Raw genomic sequence first — 19,879 nt, 5'->3', positions numbered from 1 at the left:
CATCGTTCTGTGGTTAAAAATTGAAAGTGTTCTGCTAATCTTTCGGATAGATATCCGGTCTTAAGTCAGATTTCGTAATTGCACCTGACGTGCATTGCTCAAGTTTTTTAGCCAGCACAAAACTGGCTTTTTTATAGCCATTGAAAACCAGCCGTAAGTAGCCAGGTGTTGAGCCAACTTTTCCGGCCAACTCGCCCTGCTGTTCTTTGGTTAAAGAGTCCCAATACGCTTTCATACAATATGTACCTCCGGTGTACATATTACATGATTGAAATGAACCTTCAAGATACTTGTACCTTAACGGTACAAGGGTTTTAATTTCGTTATGAAAACAATCCATGACATCCGGCGGTCTAACGCCAGAAAACTGAGAGATGGTGTTGGCGGGAATTCTTCCTTTGCCACTATGATTGATCGCGAGCCAACCCAGACCAGCAGGTTTATGGGAGATGGTGCTACTAAAAATATCGGTGACAGCATGGCACGACACATCGAAAAATGTTTCGACCTGCCTGTCGGATGGCTCGATCAAGAACACCAGACAACGAACATCACAAAAAAACCTGATGTTTCAATCACTAATAAACAAATCACATTAGTCCCTGTCATATCATGGGTACAGGCCGGAGCATGGAAAGAAGTTGGATATTCTGAGGTTGATTTGAGCACAGCAGAAACGTATCCCTGCCCTGTACCCTGTGGGGAAATGACTTATATCTTGCGGGTGATAGGTGATTCAATGATTGATGAGTACCGCCCGGGAGACATGATTTTTGTCGATCCTGAAGTACCTGCCTGCCACGGTGACGACGTTATTGCATTGATGCACGATACAGGTGAAACCACCTTCAAAAGGTTGATAGAAGATGGGACACAGCGTTATCTCAAAGCGTTAAACCCAAACTGGCCTGAGCCTTACATTAAGATCAACGGTAATTGCTCTATAATTGGTACAGTGATTTTCTCAGGAAAACCAAGAAGATACAAAATCAAAGCCTAATCAATGTTTATGAACCTGCTTCGGCAGGTTTTTTTATACTTGACAATGTACCTTTGAGATACATAATGTACCCAAGCGAAACAACGAACAGGCAGGACGCCCACGAAGTAGCCGCCTGGGGCATATGAAGTCCAGGATGATTCGTTAGCAACAAAAAAGCGCCCTACAGGACGCTTAGCTCTTTAACAATCTGGTCCCCATCAACAAGTAACTGATAACTTGAGGAGATGTGAAATGCACAAAACAGAACCCAAAATCGTCGCGCCTGGCTACACAGATGAGGAAATTTATGAGTGGATGACAAAGAAGCTGGCAGCTATAAACCAGCTTCGTGAAGTGCTGTCTTATCGACAGGAAACAATAGACTCCTTAAAAAAACTGGATCAGGAAATCACGGTTTTATCACAGGATGTTACTTTAGATATTGTGCAGACAAATTAGGATCCCATTCATTTTCGTCAAAATCATCAAAGTGATGAATTTGTGATCTCCAGTCTCGATAATCTAAAAATTTCTGGGCGGTTACGCTTATTTTATCAAGTGTGAGTTCATCCTGAATTGAAAGAAGAAGTTCATCAAATTTCATCTCATTAATCTGTTTTGGCATCCAGTGATGCTTCATCAGAATAAGGTGAACCAGAGCCTTTTTCCCATTCAACTGATTATAGGGAGTGCCGAATTTCTTCCGGTGCTCATGTAAGACAAGGTCCAAAAGAGTAAGTAATGTTGCCCTTGATTCAACTTTGCTTATTTCGACTGATGACACTACCCCACTGATTTCAATGCCCCGATACTTTCCAACATTTTCACAGTGGGATTTGTACAGCGTATAGATATTACCGGACATTTCTTTTCCTTTTGCGTTGTTGGGGATAACCAGATTAACCGAATCCTTGTTGTTGGGGAATAACTAGGTCCACCTCGCCTGATGTGGCTAAAAGCAGGCACATAACAGCTAAGTATTTTCAACCAGAGAGAATCCTTAGCGTTGTGGTGAATGCGGCTCAGCGCACGCGGGTTAAGGTTGAGGCTGACAGTCGACCTTCTGTGGATACCCACCCGCCTGGTGTGCAACCTTCGCCAGGCACCGGGAGGCACCCGGCACCACAACTTTATGCTGTGTGTAGTCTTGGCGGTACCAGCTTGTACCCTTGCTTCCGGCTGGTACCGTCCTTTTTACAAAACAGAGAAGAGCATCACCGGACGACGGGCTCATAACCCAATCCATCCGGGCGGCTGCCACCGCAGGTGTTCTTCTCTGTTTTGTGGAGAAACTAACCGCCCCTACGGGGGCATTTATGGAAATGTAATTGACTCAATAATCGCCGGACGGTGAGGGCTTCCTTTTACCGGAATTCAGCGCGGTGCAGCGCATATACGTGGAGAACAAAATGTCATTTATTAAAACTTTTTCCGGGAAGCATTTTTATTATGACAGGATAAATAAAGACGACATCGTTATTAACGATATCGCGGTTTCCCTTTCAAATATCTGTCGCTTTGCAGGACATCTTTCACACTTCTACAGTGTCGCCCAACATGCGGTGCTTTGCAGCCAGCTGGTGCCGCAGGAATTTGCTTTTGAAGCTTTAATGCATGATGCAACAGAAGCATATTGCCAGGACATCCCCGCACCACTGAAACGACTTCTTCCTGACTATAAACGGATGGAAGAAAAAATAGACGCCGTAATCCGTGAGAAATACGGGTTACCTCCTGTTATGAGCACGCCAGTGAAATATGCCGATCTCATTATGCTGGCAACCGAACGCCGCGATCTCGGGCTTGATGATGGCTCTTTCTGGCCTGTGCTGGAAGGTATCCCGGCAACAGAGATGTTCAACGTGATTCCACTGGCTCCAGGCCATGCCTACGGGATGTTTATGGAACGCTTTAACGAATTATCGGAGTTACGCAAATGCGCATGAATGTTTTCGAAATGGAAGGGTTTCTTCGTGGGAGATGTGTACCGCGAGATCTGAAAGTGAATGAAACGGATGCTGAATACCTGGTGCGTAAATTCGATGCGCTTGAAGCTAAATGTGCAGCACAGGAAAACAAAGTAATACCAGTGTCAACTGAACTGCCACCAGCAAATGAAAGTGTTTTGTTATTCGATGCTAACGGAGAAGGCTGGCTAATTGGCTGGCGTTCTCTCTGGTACACCTGGGGACAAAAAGAAACCGGAGAATGGCAGTGGACATTTCAGGTCGGGGACCTTGAAAACGTCAATATCACTCACTGGGCAGTAATGCCAAAAGCACCGGAGGCTGGAGCATAATGACCACTTTTACCGACAAAGAACTGATTAAAGAAATTAAAGAGCGTATCAGCAGCCTTGACGTGCGAGACGATATTGAGCGCCGTGCTTATGAAATCGCACTCCTATCTCTGGAAGTAGAACCAGATGAACGCGAAGCTTATGAATTATTCATGGAAAAGCGTTTCGGTGACTTAGTAGATCGTCGGAGAGCAAAAAACGGCGATAACGAATACATGGCATGGGATATGACTCTCGGTTGGATCGTCTGGCAGCAACGAGCTGGTATCCATTTTTCAACAATGTCACAACAAGAGGTGAAATAATGGAGCCATACAGCCTCACACTCGATGAGGCCTGTCATTTTCTCAAGATATCCAGACCGACTGCCATTAACTGGATACGCACAGGGCGTCTTCAGGCAACACGCAAAGATCCCACTAAGAATAAATCTCCTTACCTCACAACACGACAAGCCTGCATTGCGGCTCTTCAGTCTCCGCTGCATACTGTCCAGGTGAGCGCGGGTGATGGCATAACAGAGGAAAGAAAATGTCACTCTTCCGCAGAGGTGAAATATGGTACGCCAGTTTCACATTGCCGAACGGTAAAAGATTTAAACAGTCTCTTGGAACAAAGGACAAAAGGCAGGCGACAGAACTCCATGACAAGCTAAAGGCTGAAGCATGGCGGGTCAGCAAACTTGGTGAAATACCTGATATAACGTTCGAGGAAGCTTGTGTCAGGTGGCTTGAAGAGAAAGCACATAAAAAATCACTGGACGATGACAAAAGCCGGATCGGATTCTGGCTTCAACATTTCGCAGGAATGCAACTAAGAGACATTACTGAATCAAAAATTTATTCAGCAATGCAGAAAATGACGAACCGGCGTCATGAGGAAAACTGGAAACTCAGGGCAGAAGCATGCAGAAAAAAAGGGAAACCTGTTCCAGAATACACGCCAAAACCAGCGTCCGTTGCAACGAAGGCTACGCATCTTTCATTTATAAAGGCCCTACTAAGAGCCGCAGAGCGTGAATGGAAAATGCTGGATAAGGCACCAATTATTAAAGTGCCTCAACCAAAGAATAAACGGATCCGCTGGCTGGAGCCCCATGAAGCACAAAGGCTGATTGATGAATGTCCGGAGCCATTAAAGTCTGTTGTTGAATTTGCACTGGCAACAGGCTTAAGACGCTCGAACATCATCAACCTTGAATGGCAACAAATAGATATGCAGCGCCGGGTGGCATGGATAAACCCGGAAGAGAGTAAATCAAACCGCGCAATTGGCGTTGCGCTGAATGATACTGCATGTCGCGTATTGAAAAAACAAATCGGGAATCATCACCGTTGGGTATTTGTGTACAAGGAAAGCTGTACCAAACCAGACGGAACGAAAGCGCCAACAGTAAGGAAGATGCGGTATGACGCAAACACAGCCTGGAAAGCGGCGCTGAGACGGGCTGGTATTGATGATTTCAGATTTCACGACTTGAGACACACCTGGGCAAGTTGGCTGGTTCAAGCCGGAGTCCCGTTGTCAGTGTTACAGGAAATGGGAGGCTGGGAGTCTATCGAAATGGTTCGTCGATATGCTCACCTTGCACCTAATCACCTTACCGAACACGCACGGCAAATAGACTCGATCCTGAACCCATCGGTCCCAAATTTGTCCCAGTCAAAAAATAAGGAAGGTACTAATGATGTGTAACTTATTGATTTTAATGGTGCCGATAATAGGAGTCGAACCTACGACCTTCGCATTACGAATGCGCTGCTCTACCAACTGAGCTATATCGGCCCTGAAAAGGACATGTTCACGAACGTGAATCACGGTGGACAAGGTTAAAACTAACCGGGCGATGCGTCAATGGCCTTGTGAATCAAATGGCTACTTTTGCATCACCCGGTTTTATTTACGCACGAACGGTGTAATCACCAATACCGATCCACTTGTAGGTGGTCAGCGCTTCCAGCCCCATTGGTCCGCGTGCGTGGAGTTTTTGCGTGCTTACCGCCACTTCCGCGCCAAGACCAAACTGACCGCCGTCGGTGAAACGTGTAGACGCGTTAACGTAAACAGCAGAGGAGTCCACTTCATTGACAAAACGCTGGGCATTGCGCATATCACGCGTCAGGATCGCATCGGAGTGTTGCGTCCCGTGTTCACGAATATGGGCGATGGCGTCGTCAAGATCGCTGACGATTTTGACGTTCAAATCTAACGACAGGAATTCATCGTCATACTCTTCCGCCTTAACAGCCACCACTTTCGCAGATCCTGCCTGCAACTGCGCCAGTGCCGCAGCATCGGCGTGTAACGTCACGCCGCTTTCCGCCATTTGCTTGCTTAACGCAGGCAGGAAGTTATCAGCGATGTTTTTATTCACCAGCAACGTTTCTACCGTATTGCAGGTACTCGGACGCTGGGTTTTCGCGTTGACGATCACTTTCAGGGCTGCAGAAATGTCAGCACTTTCATCAACGTAAATATGGCAGACGCCAATGCCGCCAGTGATCACCGGAATTGTCGACTGCTCGCGGCACAGCTTATGCAAACCAGCACCACCACGCGGGATCAACATGTCGATGTATTTATCCATGCGCAGCATTTCACTCACCAGTGCGCGATCCGGATTATCAATCGCCTGCACTGCGCCTGCCGGTAAACCGCAGGATTTCAGGGCGTCCTGAATCACCGCTACCGTTGCAGCGTTAGTGCGACAGGTTTCTTTGCCGCCGCGCAGGATCACCGCGTTACCGGTTTTCAGACACAGCGAAGCGACATCAACTGTCACGTTCGGACGCGCTTCATAAATTACACCTATAACACCCAGCGGCACGCGGCGACGCTCCAGACGCAGACCGCTGTCCAGCACACCTCCATCAATCACCTGCCCTACCGGATCGGCAAGATTACACACCTGCCGCACATCGTCGGCAATGCCTTTCAGGCGCGCGGGCGTTAACGCCAGACGGTCAAGCATCGCTTCGCTAAGGCCATTGGCACGCGCGTCAGCAACATCCTGGGCGTTAGCATCGAGGATGCTTTCGCTCTGTGCTTCCAGCTCATCAGCGATCTTTTCCAGCACGCGATTTTTTTCGCGGCTGGAGAGTTGCGCTAATTTATACGAGGCTTGCTTCGCAGCAATGCCCATTTGTTCCAGCATCGGCCTGCTCCTTAACGGGTAATCATGTCATCACGGTGAACGGCAACCGGGCCGTATTCATATCCCAGTATTGCATCAATTTCTTGCGAGTGGTGTCCGGCAATACGGCGCAATGCATCGCTGTTATAGCGGCTAACGCCGTGAGCAATATCGCGACCTTCGAGGTTGCAAATGCGGATGACTTCACCGCGGGAGAAGTTGCCACTCACGCTTTTAATGCCTTTCGGCAACAGGGAACTGCCGCGTTCAAGAATAGCGGCGGTCGCCCCTTCATCTACAGTAATTTCACCCGCTGGCGGCGCGCCAAAAATCCAGCGTTTGCGGTTTTCAAGCGGAGTAGCCTGGGCATGGAACAACGTACCAACCGGGATACCTCCCATCACGTCGCCAATGACACCTGGCTTGCTACCCGCGGCAATAATGGTATCGATACCCGCACGACAGGCTACGTCAGCCGCCTGCAACTTGGTGCCCATGCCGCCGGTTCCAAGGCCTGAAACGCTGTCACCGGCAATCGCGCGCAGCGCATCATCAATACCGTAAACATCTTTAATCAGTTCCGCCTGAGGATTACTGCGCGGGTCTGCGGTATACAAACCTTTTTGATCGGTCAGCAGCAGCAGTTTATCGGCACCGGCCAGAATTGCCGCTAACGCCGAGAGATTATCGTTGTCGCCAACTTTAATCTCTGCCGTAGCGACAGCATCATTCTCATTAATTACCGGAACGATGTTGTTGTCGAGCAACGCACGCAGGGTATCGCGGGCGTTCAGGAAGCGTTCACGATCTTCCATATCTGCACGCGTCAGCAGCATCTGCCCGACGTGAATACCGTAAATTGAAAACAGTTGTTCCCACAATTGAATCAGTCGGCTCTGCCCTACCGCCGCCAGGAGTTGTTTCGAGGCGATAGTCGCTGGCAGTTCCGGGTAGCCCAGGTGCTCACGTCCGGCGGCAATCGCGCCCGACGTCACAATTACAATCCGATGCCCGGCGGCATGTAGCTGCGCGCACTGGCGAACAAGTTCAACAATATGGGCACGGTTCAGGCGGCGCGATCCGCCTGTTAGCACACTGGTGCCGAGTTTTACCACCAGCGTCTGGCTGTCACTCATGATTCTCTGCCATTCAATGTTAGGAAAAATGATATCAAACGAACGTTTTAGCAGGACTGTCGCCGGTTGCCAACCATCTGCGAGCAAAGCATGGCGTTTTGTTGCGCGGGATCAGCAAGCGTAGCAGCCGTTGTTTACGCTTTTATTACAGATTTAATAAATTACCACATTTTAAGAATATTATTAATCTGTAATATATCTTTAACAATCTCAGGTTAAAAACTTTCCTGTTTCCAACGGGACTCTCCCGCTGAATATTTGTGCGTTAATTAAAATCAGGAATGAAAATGAAAAAGAGCACTCTGGCATTAGTGGTGATGGGCATTGTGGCATCTGCATCCGTACAAGCTGCAGAAGTATATAATAAAGACGGTAATAAACTGGATGTCTATGGCAAAGTAAAAGCCATGCATTATATCAGTGATAATGAGAGTAAAGATGGCGATCAGAGTTATATCCGTTTTGGTTTTAAAGGCGAAACACAAATTAACGATCAACTGACCGGTTATGGTCGTTGGGAAGCGGAGTTTGCCGGAAATAAAGCGGAGAGTGATACCGCACAGCAAAAAACGCGTCTCGCCTTTGCCGGATTGAAATATAAAGATTTAGGTTCATTCGATTATGGTCGTAACCTTGGCGCATTGTATGACGTTGAAGCCTGGACAGATATGTTCCCGGAATTCGGTGGCGACTCCTCCGCCCAGACCGACAACTTTATGACTAAACGCGCCAGCGGCCTGGCGACTTATCGTAACACCGACTTCTTCGGCGTTATTGATGGCCTGAACCTGACCTTGCAATATCAAGGAAAAAACGAAAACCGCGATGTTAAAAAGCAGAACGGCGATGGCTTCGGTACGTCACTGACATATGACTTTGGCGGCAGTGATTTCGCTATCAGCGGTGCCTATACCAACTCTGATCGTACCAACGAGCAGAATCAGCAAAGCCGTGGCACGGGTAAACGCGCAGAAGCGTGGGCTACGGGTCTTAAATACGATGCTAATAATATTTACCTGGCAACCTTCTATTCTGAAACGCGTAACATGACGCCAATTTCTGGCGGCTTTGCCAATAAGACGCAAAACTTTGAAGCAGTCGCACAATACCAGTTCGACTTTGGTCTGCGTCCATCCCTGGGTTACGTATTATCAAAAGGGAAAGATATTGAAGGCATCGGTGATGAGGATCTGGTCAATTATATTGATGTTGGTGCCACGTATTATTTTAACAAAAACATGTCAGCATTTGTTGATTATAAAATCAACCAACTGGATAGCGATAATAAGTTGAATATCAATAATGATGATATTGTCGCGGTTGGGATGACGTATCAGTTTTAATTAATATTGCCGGATGCGAAGCATCCGGCACATTTCACTCACGCCGTTAACTTCACCGGTTCATCGCGAAAATCATCCGCCGGTTCCAGCTTAAAATTCAGCGTCGTCAGCAGTTCACGCAGCTTTTCATGAAACTCACGCAAAGTATGCTCCAGTCGCTCAACCACTTCTGCATCGTTTACCGGAACACTCGTCCAGTCACCTGCTTTATCAAACAGACCGAACTGATAACTGTAGGTAAAACGGGACTCCTGCGCTTCCAGTTCCATCCACCAGCCCCAAAACTCACGCACTTCCGGCGCGGGTTTCACGTTGACGCATACAGCCAGACAATCGAAAAAGAATCGATTATCTTCGCACTTACCTTCACGAATATACGGGCCAAGTGCGGTAAATTTTTTGATCAATCTGCTTTTCGGGTGTCCACTCGGTAACGTCATTGCGATCTCCTGTTGTGATGCAACTGTTTTACCAAATTGACAAAATTTAGCAAATTTTTAACACAATCGTTTTTCGATCCAGTCGGTGATTTCCTGAAGCGCTTTGTCAAAATTCCGATACACCGGATTAAATGGAATTTCTAACAATTTACCGTCGGCAGATGACGAAGTGATTAAGCGGGAATCTTCTTCCGGGCTGAACGGATCGTTCTTCCAGTAACCTGATAACATTGGCGTTGGGCAACGACGTCCCAACAATCCTTGCACTTTTAATGAATAGCGATTCAGCTCCACGCGCAACGCTTCGTCGGAAGCATCATGCATCCCCAAACGGCTGGCCAGTACGTCAAGATACATTTCCGGCACCTGTTGCTGGCACTTAAAATCACTCAACAAGGTGTGAACCACCGGCCCAAGACAGGCAACGGCTTTCAGACGCGGCGATTCAAGGTATGCGAGGCGCACGGCAACGTTAGCACCAAAACGGAAACCAAAGGCTGCGACGCGTGTGTGATCCACCCACGGCACGTTTGGCAACGCCTTTAAAACATGTTGGTGCAGCAAGCTGGAATCCTGGGTGAGTTTCCATTTTGAGGAAAAACCGACCGAAGGCATATCAATAGTCAGCATCGCAATGCCGCGCGGTGCAAAATAGCGCTCATAAAGGGAGTAATAGTCTGTTTGCATCGCATCCAAACCACCACACATTAATACTGTCGGGAATGGGCCATCGCCTTTTGGCATATGCAAAAAGCCAATGATGGGCGCGCCGCCCGGCACAGTAAACTCCATCTGCCGCATGGTGCCAGGCAGACGTTGCGCCGCTTCTTCATACGCGCGATTTGACAACGCCTGTACCTGTTCAGCCAGATCATCGCCCTTCAAGTGCGGATAGGCGGCAATATTGTACAACGTAGCAGCGTGCAGCCAGTGACGCCCGCTGACTTGCGGGTCTTCTTCCGCACAGGCTTTCTGTTGCCACAGCATTGCCTGGGTGGCCCACTCATAAATCCAGTTGCCACCGCGGTAGCCAATCACCGTATCGTATAAATCATTGTCGGTGCGTTCGGCATCGCTCATCACAATACGCGCCTGGACATCGAGGATTTCACGCGGATCAACGCCACGCCAGATCCACATCAGGCGGTTAATCATGCGATACCAGTGAGGAATATTTTTGCCATCGAGGGCCGACTGCACCGACGGTTGCGCACCGCGGTTAAAACGGCGGACTAGCGTCGAGGTTTCAGGGTGTTTAAAGCGGGGTTTGAACAGGGTTTCGCTCAGGTTAGCCTGTGTCATGGATGCAGCCTCCAGGAATACTTACTGGAAGCTATTGTAACCTGCCTGACGTCAAAAAGAACAACGCCCGGCAAAGCCAGGCGTTGAAAAGATTAGCGACCAGAGATAGGCGGAACGAACACCACGCCCATATCCCACGGCTGCTCAATCCAGGTATTTTGCGGGATATCAACAACATAATCATCAACCAGCGGACGACCAGCCGGTTTAGCGAAGATGGTGACAAAGTGCGCTTTTGGATACATTTCACGGATTGCCACCGCAGTACCGCCGGTATCTACCAGGTCATCAATGACGATGAAGCCTTCACCATCGCCTTCTGCGCGTTTCAGTACTTTCAGTTCACGCTGGTTGTCGTGATCGTAGCTGGAAATACATACGGTATCGACATGACGAATACCCAGTTCACGCGCCAGTAAGGCTCCGGGCACCAGACCGCCACGGCTAACGGCAATAATGCCTTTCCATTGTTCTGAAGGCATCAGGCGGCTTGCCAGTTTACGTGCATGAATCTGCAACATGTCCCAGGTGACGATGTATTTTTCGCTCATGTGAAGTGTCCCAGCCTGTTTATCTACGGCTTAAAAAGTGTTCGAGGGGAAAATAGGTTGCGCGAGATTATAGAGATCTGACGCACTAAAAACCAGTATTTCACATAAGTCCGCGTCTTTTTGCGCACTGCTACTACCTGTCGCTGGATAAAGTGGTATTCTCAAACATATCTCGCAAGCCTGACTTGTGCTGACAACATTTTCTGCTAACCCTGTGACCTGCAATACTGTTTTGCGGGTGATCGACAAGGAGACTTAACGTGTCTGAACTGTCTCAATTATCTCCACAGCCGCTGTGGGATATTTTTGCCAAAATCTGTTCTATTCCTCACCCGTCCTACCACGAAGAGCAGCTTGCTGAATACATTGTAGGTTGGGCAAAAGAGAAAGGTTTCCATGTCGAACGCGATCAGGTGGGAAATATCCTGATTCGTAAACCTGCCACTGCAGGTATGGAAAACCGTAAACCGGTCGTCCTGCAGGCTCACCTCGATATGGTGCCACAGAAAAACAACGACACCGTGCACGACTTCACTAAAGATCCTATCCAGCCTTATATTGATGGCGAATGGGTTAAAGCACGCGGCACAACGCTGGGCGCGGATAACGGTATTGGTATGGCCTCTGCGCTGGCGGTTCTTGCCGATGACAACGTGGTTCATGGTCCGCTGGAAGTGCTGCTGACCATGACCGAAGAAGCCGGTATGGATGGCGCGTTCGGCTTACAGAGCAACTGGTTACAGGCTGACATTCTGATTAACACCGACTCTGAAGAAGAAGGTGAAATCTATATGGGTTGTGCGGGTGGTATCGACTTCACCTCTAACCTGCATTTGGATCGTGAAGCGGTTCCGGCTGGCTTTGAAACCTTTAAGTTAACCTTAAAAGGTCTGAAAGGCGGCCACTCCGGCGGTGAAATCCACGTTGGCCTGGGTAATGCCAACAAACTGTTGGTACGCTTCCTGGCAGGTCATGCAGAAGAGCTGGATCTGCGCCTTATCGATTTCAACGGTGGCACACTGCGTAACGCCATTCCGCGTGAAGCCTTTGCGACCATCGCTGTTGCAACCGATAAAGTCGATGCACTGAAATCTCTGGTGAATACCTATCAGGATATCCTGAAAAACGAGCTGGCAGAGAAAGAGAAAAACCTGGCATTGTTGCTGGACTCTGTAGCGAACGATAAAGCTGCACTAATTGCTAAATCTCGCGATACCTTTATTCGCCTGTTGAACGCCACCCCGAACGGCGTTATCCGTAACTCCGACGTGGCAAAAGGCGTGGTTGAAACCTCACTGAACGTCGGTGTGGTGACCATGACCGACAACAACGTAGAAATTCACTGTCTGATCCGTTCACTGATCGACAGCGGTAAAGACTACGTGGTGAGCATGCTGGATTCACTGGGTAAACTGGCAGGCGCGAAGACCGAAGCGAAAGGCGCATATCCTGGCTGGCAGCCGGACGCTAACTCTCCGGTGATGCATCTGGTACGGGAAACCTATCAGCGTCTGTTCAACAAGACGCCGAACATCCAGATTATCCACGCGGGCCTGGAATGTGGTCTGTTCAAAAAACCGTATCCGGAAATGGACATGGTTTCTATCGGGCCAACCATCACTGGTCCACACTCTCCGGATGAGCAAGTTCATATCGAAAGCGTTGGTCATTACTGGACACTGCTGACTGAACTGCTGAAAGAAATTCCTGTGAAGTAATAACGATAACGTCCACGCCTGCGGGCGTGGACTGTTCAAGGATGAAGGGCAGAATTGTATGGCGCTTTACATTGAAATAACAAAGCATTATGAAACCCATGAAAAAGTCGCATATTTGTATAGCTGCGACCATATTTCATGGGGGGAATTTTTGATCACCAAAGAAAATTTCGCGCTGAAATCCGTGAAAGAGCTTGAAGGTGAAAAGCAGAGTTTTTTTATGCTCAGAGCCTGGGGCAAAGTCAGAAGAACATATTTAACCACGAGAGAATTTCCCAAGGAAATATGTTACGCAGCCTGACGTCAGAACAATTTTTTCATGCGTTTTACAATCATCATTTTGACATTACGCTTGCACCACACAGCAATAGCCGCCGTTACCAATATCAACTCCAGTAAAAACGACCAGTGTAATAAAAAATTTAGCCACCACGGCTGATGTACCGCCGTAATATGAAATAGCGCAAACGGTTTATTAACGAAAGGCATTAGCCACCAGATATCCCCAACCAGCGTATCAAGTAATAAATGCACAATACCATTCAGGCAAAATATCACCCCCAACCACGGCGGAAGTTTATTCTTCGCGACGCCAGCCCAGAGTAGCGTCGCAGCCAAAAGTGTGAACCATAGCAATGGCCAATGAGACGGGTAAAGATGATGATGACGTTGCCCGCTATCAATCAGATAGCACCAGAAGAGATCAAAATCGGGTGCAACTGCCCCGACTAAGCCAATAACCATCACCCTCCGCGCATGACGAGCAATCAGCGGCAAGCGTTTTACTAAAGTACAATTTATTAAATATCCAGCCGGAAGATGACCGATAAACATGATGATTCCTTTCGTTTTCACCCGCTGCTTTCACGGAGAAAACGGCGGGACATGTTCCTGAATTACACAGCGATAAAAGCCATCCCTGTAAACGTCCGTCGCGGGTTACCACGTTCAATCTGATGATGGAACATTCGCCGCTGCGATTTCAGCGCCGCACTATTTTCCTGTTGCTGTTGTTCCAGCTTCCAGGCAATCAGCAATCGCGCCAGCCGTCTGTTAGCATGCTGGCTACGTTCCGATTGTACCTTCACACAAATCCCACTTGCCAGATGCGTGGCGCGCACCACCGAGTCGGTTTTATTGACATGTTGACCGCCCGGCCCCGACGAGCGCAACGTCTCATAACGGATCGCATCTGATTGTTCCTGCTCATCAGCGGTAAAACGCCCAATGCCCAGAAACCAGTTTTTACGCCCATGATGAGGTCGATACGGGCTTGGGCAAATCCACTGAATCGTACCACACCAGCGTTCACTTAATGCCCATGCATTATCGCCATCCAAAGAGACCAGCGCCGAACGCAGCGTGTCAGAGTAGCGCCCCGTTTCTGTTTCCAGCACCGTTACCGCGACGCGCTGTTGGGTAGCTTCTTTAATCAGCCTGTCCAGCGCCTTTTTGACGGCAAGACAGCATTCTTCTGGCCCCTGGGCAGAGGAGAGTTGCAACAAGATCATCCTTTTTTCCCTCCACTGTTTTTGAGCGTCAGTACCGGACGCAACCGCGCGACTGGATTAACTAAACCGGCCCGTACCAGGCATTGCACCACGCTTTCTGCTGATTTATAGGCCTGCGGCGCTTCTTCGAAGATGAGTTGTTTATCGCGGCAAATTACCCGGCTGCCAAGTTCAGTACGCGAGAGTTGCGTCACGGTGTATTTCGCCGCCAGACGCCCTTTACACTCGGTACGTCCCCATTTGCGTCCTGCCCCATGCGCCAGCGAATGTAATGTTTCTTCACAAATGACAGGCTGAACCAGCCACGAGAAATCACCGCGTGAGCCGGGGATAACCACCAGACCGCTATCATCTGGCGTTGCCCCTTTACGATGTAACCAGCCTTGTTGATCGCCAATTTGACTCGCGGTAATAAAGTTATGTGCCACATCCAGAACCAGACTTCCCGTCGCCTTCACCTGCTGCATCATACGCAAAGCAATCATCTGGCGATTCATACGCGCAAACGCCAACGCATCGTCATGCTCCGCGATATAACGTAGCGCGTCGTCACAGACTTCTGGCAAGCCATGATGAGAAAACGAGGCAATATGTCGCTGTAAAATAGACTGCCCCAAACCACGCGAGCCGCTATGAACCAGCAGTTGCAAATACCGCGCATCCATACCAGCCAGTGCAAACAACTCAGCGTTGATGATTTGATCAATCTGTTGCAGTTCAGCGAAGTGATTGCCGCCGCCGATGGAACCCAGCGAGCTGCGCCACGGATGCTGTGCAAACGCTGACGGCAGGTTTTCCTCCAGCCAGCTTTCTTCGGCAACATCATCCAGAGCAGACAATCGCTTTTCAAACTTATCGGCATTGTATTTGCGGGCAAGGATATCTGTTTGCCATAGCGCCATGCCGCAACCGATATCATTGCCGACCAGCGCCGGGTAAAAACGCCCAACGGAGAAGAAGGCTGCGCCAATCGGGTAGCCGCGTCCGGGGTGTAAATCTGGCATCCCTACTACGCGTTGCATATCGGGAAGTTTTGCTGTGGTGTGTAATTGTTGGATCGCTGAACTCTCGATCCACAGGTCATCGGATGCGATGGTAAATACCGCATCGGATAAAGGACGAATATATTTGCCCATGTACCATTCCATTTATACTCATCATACTTCAAGTTGCATGAGCTGCGACTCAAATTATTAAGAGTAACAATTAAAAAATCAGAAAATGGCAGACGAATCCAGGGCAAAAAAAAGAATTAATCCTGGAAAGGTCTGCAAAGCGTCATTGATAAAGAATTTGTCATGATTGACCTCCTTGCAGTTTGTGGAATAAGAAAACGCGCACATACCAGGCAGGCAATATTTACATTGCAAGCTGGAATTAATCTGGCTGCTGATAACGCATATAAAAATTAGTCAACCACTCTCCCCGGCATTCAACGTTCTGCTGCTTAACTACCTGAAAACAATAACGTTCAAAAAAGGGTTTCGCCGTTATGCTGGCATTTACTGTAAGTTCGGATTCAGACTTAATCGATGGTTTTAACAAGGCGCTGGCGACACCGCGGCGGGTGTATTTCGGGTCAACAAATAATAAGTCGATATAGCGGTCAATTAGCGTAATAAATCCGACTGGTTGCTCATCAATGACCGCAACCCGCACTTGTGATTGCGCGATTTTTTTCTTCCAGCGTGTTTCATCAATCTGCGCCCAAGCGGCAATTTGCTGCGGAGAATAATGTTGGCTAGCCGTCATCGTAACCGCTCTAAGGAAAATAGCGCATATGTGCTGAAAATCTCCGGGCCGATAGTCTCTTATTGATATGTTATTCATAACCCCAACACCAGTTGTCTTTCCATTTGCGGATCCAGCAACGTCACATGCAAGCCCACCAGCCGCACACCGCGCCCGCTGCGGCGTTCATCCCAGGTTTTACGCGCGGTGGCGATTAGGTCAGCTTTATTCAATCGCGGCCAGACATGTTCCTGAGTGGTTTGCTGAAAATCGTCGAACTTTAACTTCACCCCCTGACGAGCAATCAGCAAATCTGGTTTTACCTTCGCCAGACGGCGTTCCAGCTCCGGGTATAGCCGCTCAATGATCGCTTCACATTCAGACCAGTGATGAATATCTTCCGCCATCGTGCGTTCCACGCCGACGGATTTGCGCAGGCGTTCGCTGTTAACATCGCGCTCATCGATGCCCTGACTACGCTCCCATAAAATGTGACCAAATTTGCCAAAACGTTTGAGCAACATCACCAGATCATACTTTTGCACATCGCCGCAGGTTCGCAGCCCCATCGCTTCCAGTTTTGCCGCCGACACTTTGCCGACACCGGGAATTTTCGCCAGCGGCAGGGTTTGCAGAAATGCCGGAACGTCAGCCGGAGTAATCACAAACTGACCGTTGGGTTTATTCATGTCAGAAGCGATTTTAGCGAGAAACTTTACCGGCGCGACGCCCGCAGACGCCGTCAGTTGCAACTCGTTAAAAATCGTCTGGCGGATTTCCTGGGCAATGAGGGTCGCAGAACCGTGGCAATGTACGCTGTCGGTGACGTCAAGATAGGCTTCATCCAGCGACAGCGGTTCAATGCGCGAAGTGTAGCGCGAGAAGATTTCGCGGATATGATTCGAGGCTTCTTTGTAAGCGTCAAAGCGCCCCGGAAGCAGCGTAAGATGTGGGCATAATTTGAGCGCCATACCGGTCGGCATTGCACTGCGTACACCAAATTTACGCGCGGGATAATTAGCGGTGCTGATCACCCCCCGACGTTCGCGGCTGCCGCCAATAGCAATAGGGATATCGCGCAGGGCGGGATTGTCGCGCATCTCCACCGCTGCGAAAAAACAGTCCATATCCACATGAATGATTTTACGCATTGCTCACCTCTCAACACTGGTAAAGTATACAGTGTTTTCAGGGTTTGAGAAATGCGTAAAGATTCAGCAATCTGCCCCCTTATCGCCGGATGCGACGCTGGCACGTCTTGTCCAGACTACAAGAGGTAGTTTTTGCTACCCGTGCTGTTTATCCAGCTTTTGTACCAACGGCTGCACCACTTTGTCGCCATGCTGGCCAAAATATTGATACAGCGTATCGGACGCGCTTTTGGTCAGCACCATAATCTCAATACGTCGGTTACCCGCGCTTTGCGGATTTTTGGTATCCAGCAACATCTGGTCAGCCATCGCACTCACCTGCATCACTTTATCTTCTGGCATTCCGGCTTCTTCCAGCACGCGACGAGCCGAAAGCGCGCGGTCGCCCGAAAGGTTCCAGTTGTTGTAGATATTGTTTTTATAGGCCATCGCATCGGTATGCCCGGTAATAATAATTTTGTTATCGAGCGAGTCGAACACCGGCGCGAGCTCCACCAGCAGGGTTTTAAAGAACGGCATAATCTTCGCGCTGCCGCGTTCAAACATATTGCGGTTCTGGTCGTCTTTAATCAGCACGCGCAATCCCTGCGGGACAATTTCCATCTCCAGATTCGCTTCCATATGCGCATCGCGGGCGATGATGTTGATATCGGTCGCCAGTTCGCCAAGCTCGGTGGCGGATTTCTTCTTAAGCAGCGCCGTTTTCTCGTTCACATCGCGCACTTTTTTCTCCGTCTCTTCCGGCACCGCCACGGTAGCGGGTTTCGGCGGGTGGGTCGGGCTAATTTTATTTAACGGCGACAATCCACCGCCGTTGAAAATCGACTGCCCGTGCAGCGCGGCGATAATGCTTTCCCGCTCAGATTTACTGACGCTGTTGACAATCAACTTTATCGTCGTCACCAAAGGAGCCGAGCGTATTTCCGAGGTTTCTGCCCGCTTTACCCTGGACGCGATGCCCGGCAAGCAGATGGCGATTGACGCCGATCTTAACGCCGGATTGATCAACCAGGCACAGGCGCAAACCCGGCGTAAAGACGTTGCCAGCGAGGCCGATTTCTACGGCGCGATGGACGGGGCGTCGAAGTTTGTGCGTGGCGATGCCATCGCCGGGATGATGATTCTGGCGATCAACCTGATCGGCGGTGTCTGTATCGGGATTTTCAAATATAACCTGAGCGCCGATGCCGCTTTCCAGCAGTATGTGCTGATGACCATCGGTGACGGGCTGGTGGCGCAGATCCCTTCCCTGCTGCTCTCCACGGCGGCGGCGATTATCGTCACCCGCGTCAGCGATAACGGCGATATCGCCCATGACGTGCGTAACCAGCTCCTGGCAAGCCCGTCGGTGCTCTACACCGCCACCGGAATTATGTTTGTGCTGGCGGTGGTGCCGGGAATGCCGCACCTGCCGTTCCTGATGTTCAGCGCCCTGCTTGGCTATACCGGCTGGCGAATGAGCAAACGCCCGCAGGCGGCGGAGGCGGAAGAGAAAAGCCTCGAAACGCTGACCCGCACCATCACCGAAACCAGCGATCAACAGGTCAGTTGGGAGACAATACCGCTGATCGAGCCTATCAGTTTAAGCCTCGGTTACAAACTGGTGGCGCTGGTGGATAAAGCGCAGGGCAACCCGCTCACCCAGCGTATTCGCGGCGTCCGGCAGGTGATTTCCGACGGCAACGGCGTGCTGTTGCCGGAGATCCGCATTCGGGAAAACTTCCGCCTCAAGCCCAGTCAGTACGCCATTTTCATCAACGGCATTAAGGCTGATGAAGCGGATATTCCGGCGGATAAACTGATGGCCCTGCCCTCCAGCGAAACCTACGGCGAGATTGATGGCGTTCTGGGTAACGACCCGGCGTATGGGATGCCGGTGACCTGGATACAGCCTGCGCAGAAGGCGAAGGCGCTGAATATGGGGTATCAGGTGATCGACAGCGCCAGCGTGATTGCCACCCATGTGAACAAGATTGTGCGCAGCTATATTCCTGATTTGTTTAACTATGATGACATCACGCAGTTGCATAACCGCCTGTCGTCGATGGCTCCGCGACTGGCGGAAGATTTGAGCGCGGCGCTGAACTACAGCCAGTTGCTGAAGGTGTACCGGGCTCTGTTGACCGAAGGCGTTTCCCTGCGCGATATCGTCACCATCGCCACCGTGCTGGTCGCCAGTAGCACGGTGACCAAGGATCATATTCTGCTGGCGGCCGATGTGCGCCTGGCGCTGCGGCGCAGTATTACCCATCCGTTCGTTCGCAAGCAGGAGCTGACGGTGTATACGCTGAATAATGAGCTGGAAAATCTGCTGACCAACGTGGTGAATCAGGCGCAACAGGGCGGCAAAGTGATGCTCGACAGCGTGCCGGTTGACCCGAATATGCTCAACCAGTTCCAGAGTACGATGCCGCAGGTGAAGGAACAGATGAAAGCGGCGGGGAAAGACCCGGTACTGCTGGTGCCGCCGCAGTTACGCCCTTTGCTGGCGCGCTACGCAAGGTTGTTTGCGCCGGGGCTGCATGTGCTGTCGTATAACGAAGTGCCGGATGAGCTGGAGTTGAAGATTATGGGGGCGTTGA

The 19,879-nt window shown here is 49.8% G+C and carries 23 protein-coding genes, 1 tRNA gene and 2 pseudogenes; 12 read left to right on the top strand and 14 right to left on the bottom strand.

The genetic code is table 11. The features are described 5' to 3' along the window. Positions 1-34 precede the first annotated feature (34 nt). Entirely contained in the window at positions 35-235 is a 201-nt protein-coding gene (locus tag A1WG_RS07920) for a helix-turn-helix domain-containing protein (RefSeq protein WP_000649477.1), read from the bottom strand. A 90-nt stretch (positions 236-325) separates the two neighbouring features. On the opposite strand from A1WG_RS07920, the gene A1WG_RS07925 reads away from it, so the two are divergent. Both A1WG_RS07925 and A1WG_RS07930 read left to right on the top strand, forming a co-directional pair. After that, entirely contained in the window at positions 326-1,000 is a 675-nt protein-coding gene (locus A1WG_RS07925; RefSeq protein WP_000848748.1) for a LexA family protein, read from the top strand. 234 nt (positions 1,001-1,234) lie between these two features. Next, complete coding sequence (locus tag A1WG_RS07930; protein WP_000549623.1) at positions 1,235-1,441, top strand: hypothetical protein; 207 nt, start codon at positions 1,235-1,237, stop codon at positions 1,439-1,441. Here A1WG_RS07930 and A1WG_RS07935 read toward each other — a convergent pair. Beyond that, on the bottom strand, positions 1,413-1,847 hold the full coding sequence (locus A1WG_RS07935) for an ECs1072 family phage-associated protein (protein WP_000016389.1): 435 nt from the start codon (positions 1,845-1,847) through the stop codon (positions 1,413-1,415). The two genes, A1WG_RS07930 and A1WG_RS07935, sit on opposite strands and share 29 nt — an antisense overlap. A gap of 143 nt (positions 1,848-1,990) precedes the next feature. Between A1WG_RS07935 and A1WG_RS25130 the strand changes: the two are divergent. The 6 genes and pseudogenes from A1WG_RS25130 to A1WG_RS07955 all read left to right on the top strand — a co-directional run bounded on the left by A1WG_RS25130 (position 1,991) and on the right by A1WG_RS07955 (position 4,976). After that, positions 1,991-2,310: pseudogene (locus A1WG_RS25130) on the top strand (hypothetical protein). A gap of 81 nt (positions 2,311-2,391) precedes the next feature. Further along, positions 2,392-2,928, top strand: coding sequence for a 5'-deoxynucleotidase (gene yfdR / locus A1WG_RS07940; RefSeq protein WP_000008236.1), 537 nt, complete (start codon positions 2,392-2,394; stop codon positions 2,926-2,928). Beyond that, positions 2,919-3,281, top strand: a complete 363-nt coding sequence (locus A1WG_RS07945) for a phage protein (protein WP_001242749.1) — start codon at positions 2,919-2,921, stop codon at positions 3,279-3,281. Before yfdR ends, A1WG_RS07945 begins: the two co-directional genes overlap by 10 nt. Further along, complete coding sequence (gene yfdT, locus A1WG_RS07950) at positions 3,281-3,586, top strand: protein YfdT (RefSeq protein ID WP_000206732.1); 306 nt, start codon at positions 3,281-3,283, stop codon at positions 3,584-3,586. Before A1WG_RS07945 ends, yfdT begins: the two co-directional genes overlap by 1 nt. Then, entirely contained in the window at positions 3,502-3,936 is a 435-nt protein-coding gene (locus A1WG_RS25125; RefSeq protein ID WP_122985431.1) for a helix-turn-helix domain-containing protein, read from the top strand. The genes yfdT and A1WG_RS25125 overlap by 85 nt, the downstream gene beginning before the upstream one ends. After that, positions 3,858-4,976, top strand: coding sequence for a tyrosine-type recombinase/integrase (locus tag A1WG_RS07955; RefSeq protein ID WP_001132557.1), 1,119 nt, complete (start codon positions 3,858-3,860; stop codon positions 4,974-4,976). Before A1WG_RS25125 ends, A1WG_RS07955 begins: the two co-directional genes overlap by 79 nt. Before the next feature lie 14 nt (positions 4,977-4,990). Here the strand turns inward: A1WG_RS07955 and A1WG_RS07960 are convergent. The 3 genes from A1WG_RS07960 to proB all read right to left on the bottom strand — a co-directional run bounded on the left by A1WG_RS07960 (position 4,991) and on the right by proB (position 7,550). Beyond that, positions 4,991-5,066 (bottom strand) — tRNA-Thr (locus A1WG_RS07960). A 115-nt stretch (positions 5,067-5,181) separates the two neighbouring features. Beyond that, complete coding sequence (gene proA / locus A1WG_RS07965) at positions 5,182-6,435, bottom strand: glutamate-5-semialdehyde dehydrogenase (protein ID WP_000893291.1); 1,254 nt, start codon at positions 6,433-6,435, stop codon at positions 5,182-5,184. A gap of 11 nt (positions 6,436-6,446) precedes the next feature. Beyond that, positions 6,447-7,550 (bottom strand): glutamate 5-kinase, encoded by a 1,104-nt coding sequence (gene proB / locus A1WG_RS07970; protein ID WP_001515789.1) that lies wholly within the window; start codon positions 7,548-7,550, stop codon positions 6,447-6,449. A gap of 287 nt (positions 7,551-7,837) precedes the next feature. On the opposite strand from proB, the gene phoE reads away from it, so the two are divergent. After that, entirely contained in the window at positions 7,838-8,893 is a 1,056-nt protein-coding gene (gene phoE, locus A1WG_RS07975; protein ID WP_001515788.1) for a phosphoporin PhoE, read from the top strand. 38 nt (positions 8,894-8,931) lie between these two features. On the opposite strand, the gene crl is transcribed toward phoE, so the two are convergent. The 3 genes from crl to gpt all read right to left on the bottom strand — a co-directional run bounded on the left by crl (position 8,932) and on the right by gpt (position 11,186). After that, complete coding sequence (gene crl / locus A1WG_RS07980) at positions 8,932-9,333, bottom strand: sigma factor-binding protein Crl (RefSeq protein ID WP_000174683.1); 402 nt, start codon at positions 9,331-9,333, stop codon at positions 8,932-8,934. A 57-nt stretch (positions 9,334-9,390) separates the two neighbouring features. Next, a complete protein-coding gene (gene frsA / locus A1WG_RS07985) occupies positions 9,391-10,635 on the bottom strand; it encodes an esterase FrsA (RefSeq protein WP_001515787.1) in 1,245 nt (414 codons plus the stop codon). Positions 10,636-10,727: 92 nt separating this feature from the next. Further along, on the bottom strand, positions 10,728-11,186 hold the full coding sequence (gene gpt / locus A1WG_RS07990) for a xanthine phosphoribosyltransferase (protein ID WP_001291991.1): 459 nt from the start codon (positions 11,184-11,186) through the stop codon (positions 10,728-10,730). A gap of 260 nt (positions 11,187-11,446) precedes the next feature. Here gpt and pepD point away from each other — a divergent pair, with 260 nt between their 5' ends. Next, complete coding sequence (gene pepD / locus A1WG_RS07995) at positions 11,447-12,904, top strand: cytosol nonspecific dipeptidase (protein ID WP_001515786.1); 1,458 nt, start codon at positions 11,447-11,449, stop codon at positions 12,902-12,904. A gap of 58 nt (positions 12,905-12,962) precedes the next feature. Further along, positions 12,963-13,205, top strand: a complete 243-nt coding sequence (locus A1WG_RS08000; RefSeq protein WP_001515785.1) for a hypothetical protein — start codon at positions 12,963-12,965, stop codon at positions 13,203-13,205. Positions 13,206-13,207: 2 nt separating this feature from the next. On the opposite strand, the gene A1WG_RS08005 is transcribed toward A1WG_RS08000, so the two are convergent. The 6 genes from A1WG_RS08005 to lafU form a co-directional block, all read right to left on the bottom strand. After that, complete coding sequence (locus A1WG_RS08005) at positions 13,208-13,738, bottom strand: metal-dependent hydrolase (protein ID WP_001515784.1); 531 nt, start codon at positions 13,736-13,738, stop codon at positions 13,208-13,210. A 62-nt stretch (positions 13,739-13,800) separates the two neighbouring features. After that, complete coding sequence (prfH, locus tag A1WG_RS08010) at positions 13,801-14,415, bottom strand: peptide chain release factor H (RefSeq protein WP_001515783.1); 615 nt, start codon at positions 14,413-14,415, stop codon at positions 13,801-13,803. Further along, the gene (locus tag A1WG_RS08015) at positions 14,412-15,551 is read right to left on the bottom strand and encodes an RNA ligase RtcB family protein (protein WP_024191835.1); all 1,140 of its coding nucleotides are present in this window, start codon (positions 15,549-15,551) and stop codon (positions 14,412-14,414) included. Before A1WG_RS08015 ends, prfH begins: the two co-directional genes overlap by 4 nt. A 241-nt stretch (positions 15,552-15,792) precedes the next feature. Continuing rightward, on the bottom strand, positions 15,793-16,245 hold the full coding sequence (locus A1WG_RS08020; protein WP_071990296.1) for a GNAT family N-acetyltransferase: 453 nt from the start codon (positions 16,243-16,245) through the stop codon (positions 15,793-15,795). Next, positions 16,242-17,297: a DNA polymerase IV gene (gene dinB / locus A1WG_RS08025; RefSeq protein WP_001226159.1), complete on the bottom strand. Its 1,056-nt coding sequence runs from the start codon at positions 17,295-17,297 to the stop codon at positions 16,242-16,244. Before dinB ends, A1WG_RS08020 begins: the two co-directional genes overlap by 4 nt. 135 nt (positions 17,298-17,432) lie before the next feature. Continuing rightward, the gene (gene lafU / locus A1WG_RS0122070; protein ID WP_000207585.1) at positions 17,433-18,200 is read right to left on the bottom strand and encodes a putative lateral flagellar export/assembly protein LafU; all 768 of its coding nucleotides are present in this window, start codon (positions 18,198-18,200) and stop codon (positions 17,433-17,435) included. Between lafU and A1WG_RS08030 the strand changes: the two are divergent. Then, positions 18,166-19,879: pseudogene (locus A1WG_RS08030) on the top strand (flagellar biosynthesis protein FlhA); the annotation flags it as partial. The gene lafU and the pseudogene A1WG_RS08030 overlap by 35 nt on opposite strands.

It is taken from the genome of Escherichia sp. KTE96 (assembly GCF_000408525.1).
In the GTDB taxonomy this organism is placed as follows: Bacteria; Pseudomonadota; Gammaproteobacteria; order Enterobacterales; family Enterobacteriaceae; genus Escherichia; species Escherichia marmotae.
Note: the sequence above shows the minus strand (reverse complement) of the source record. Positions and strands in the feature narration are given on the sequence as shown.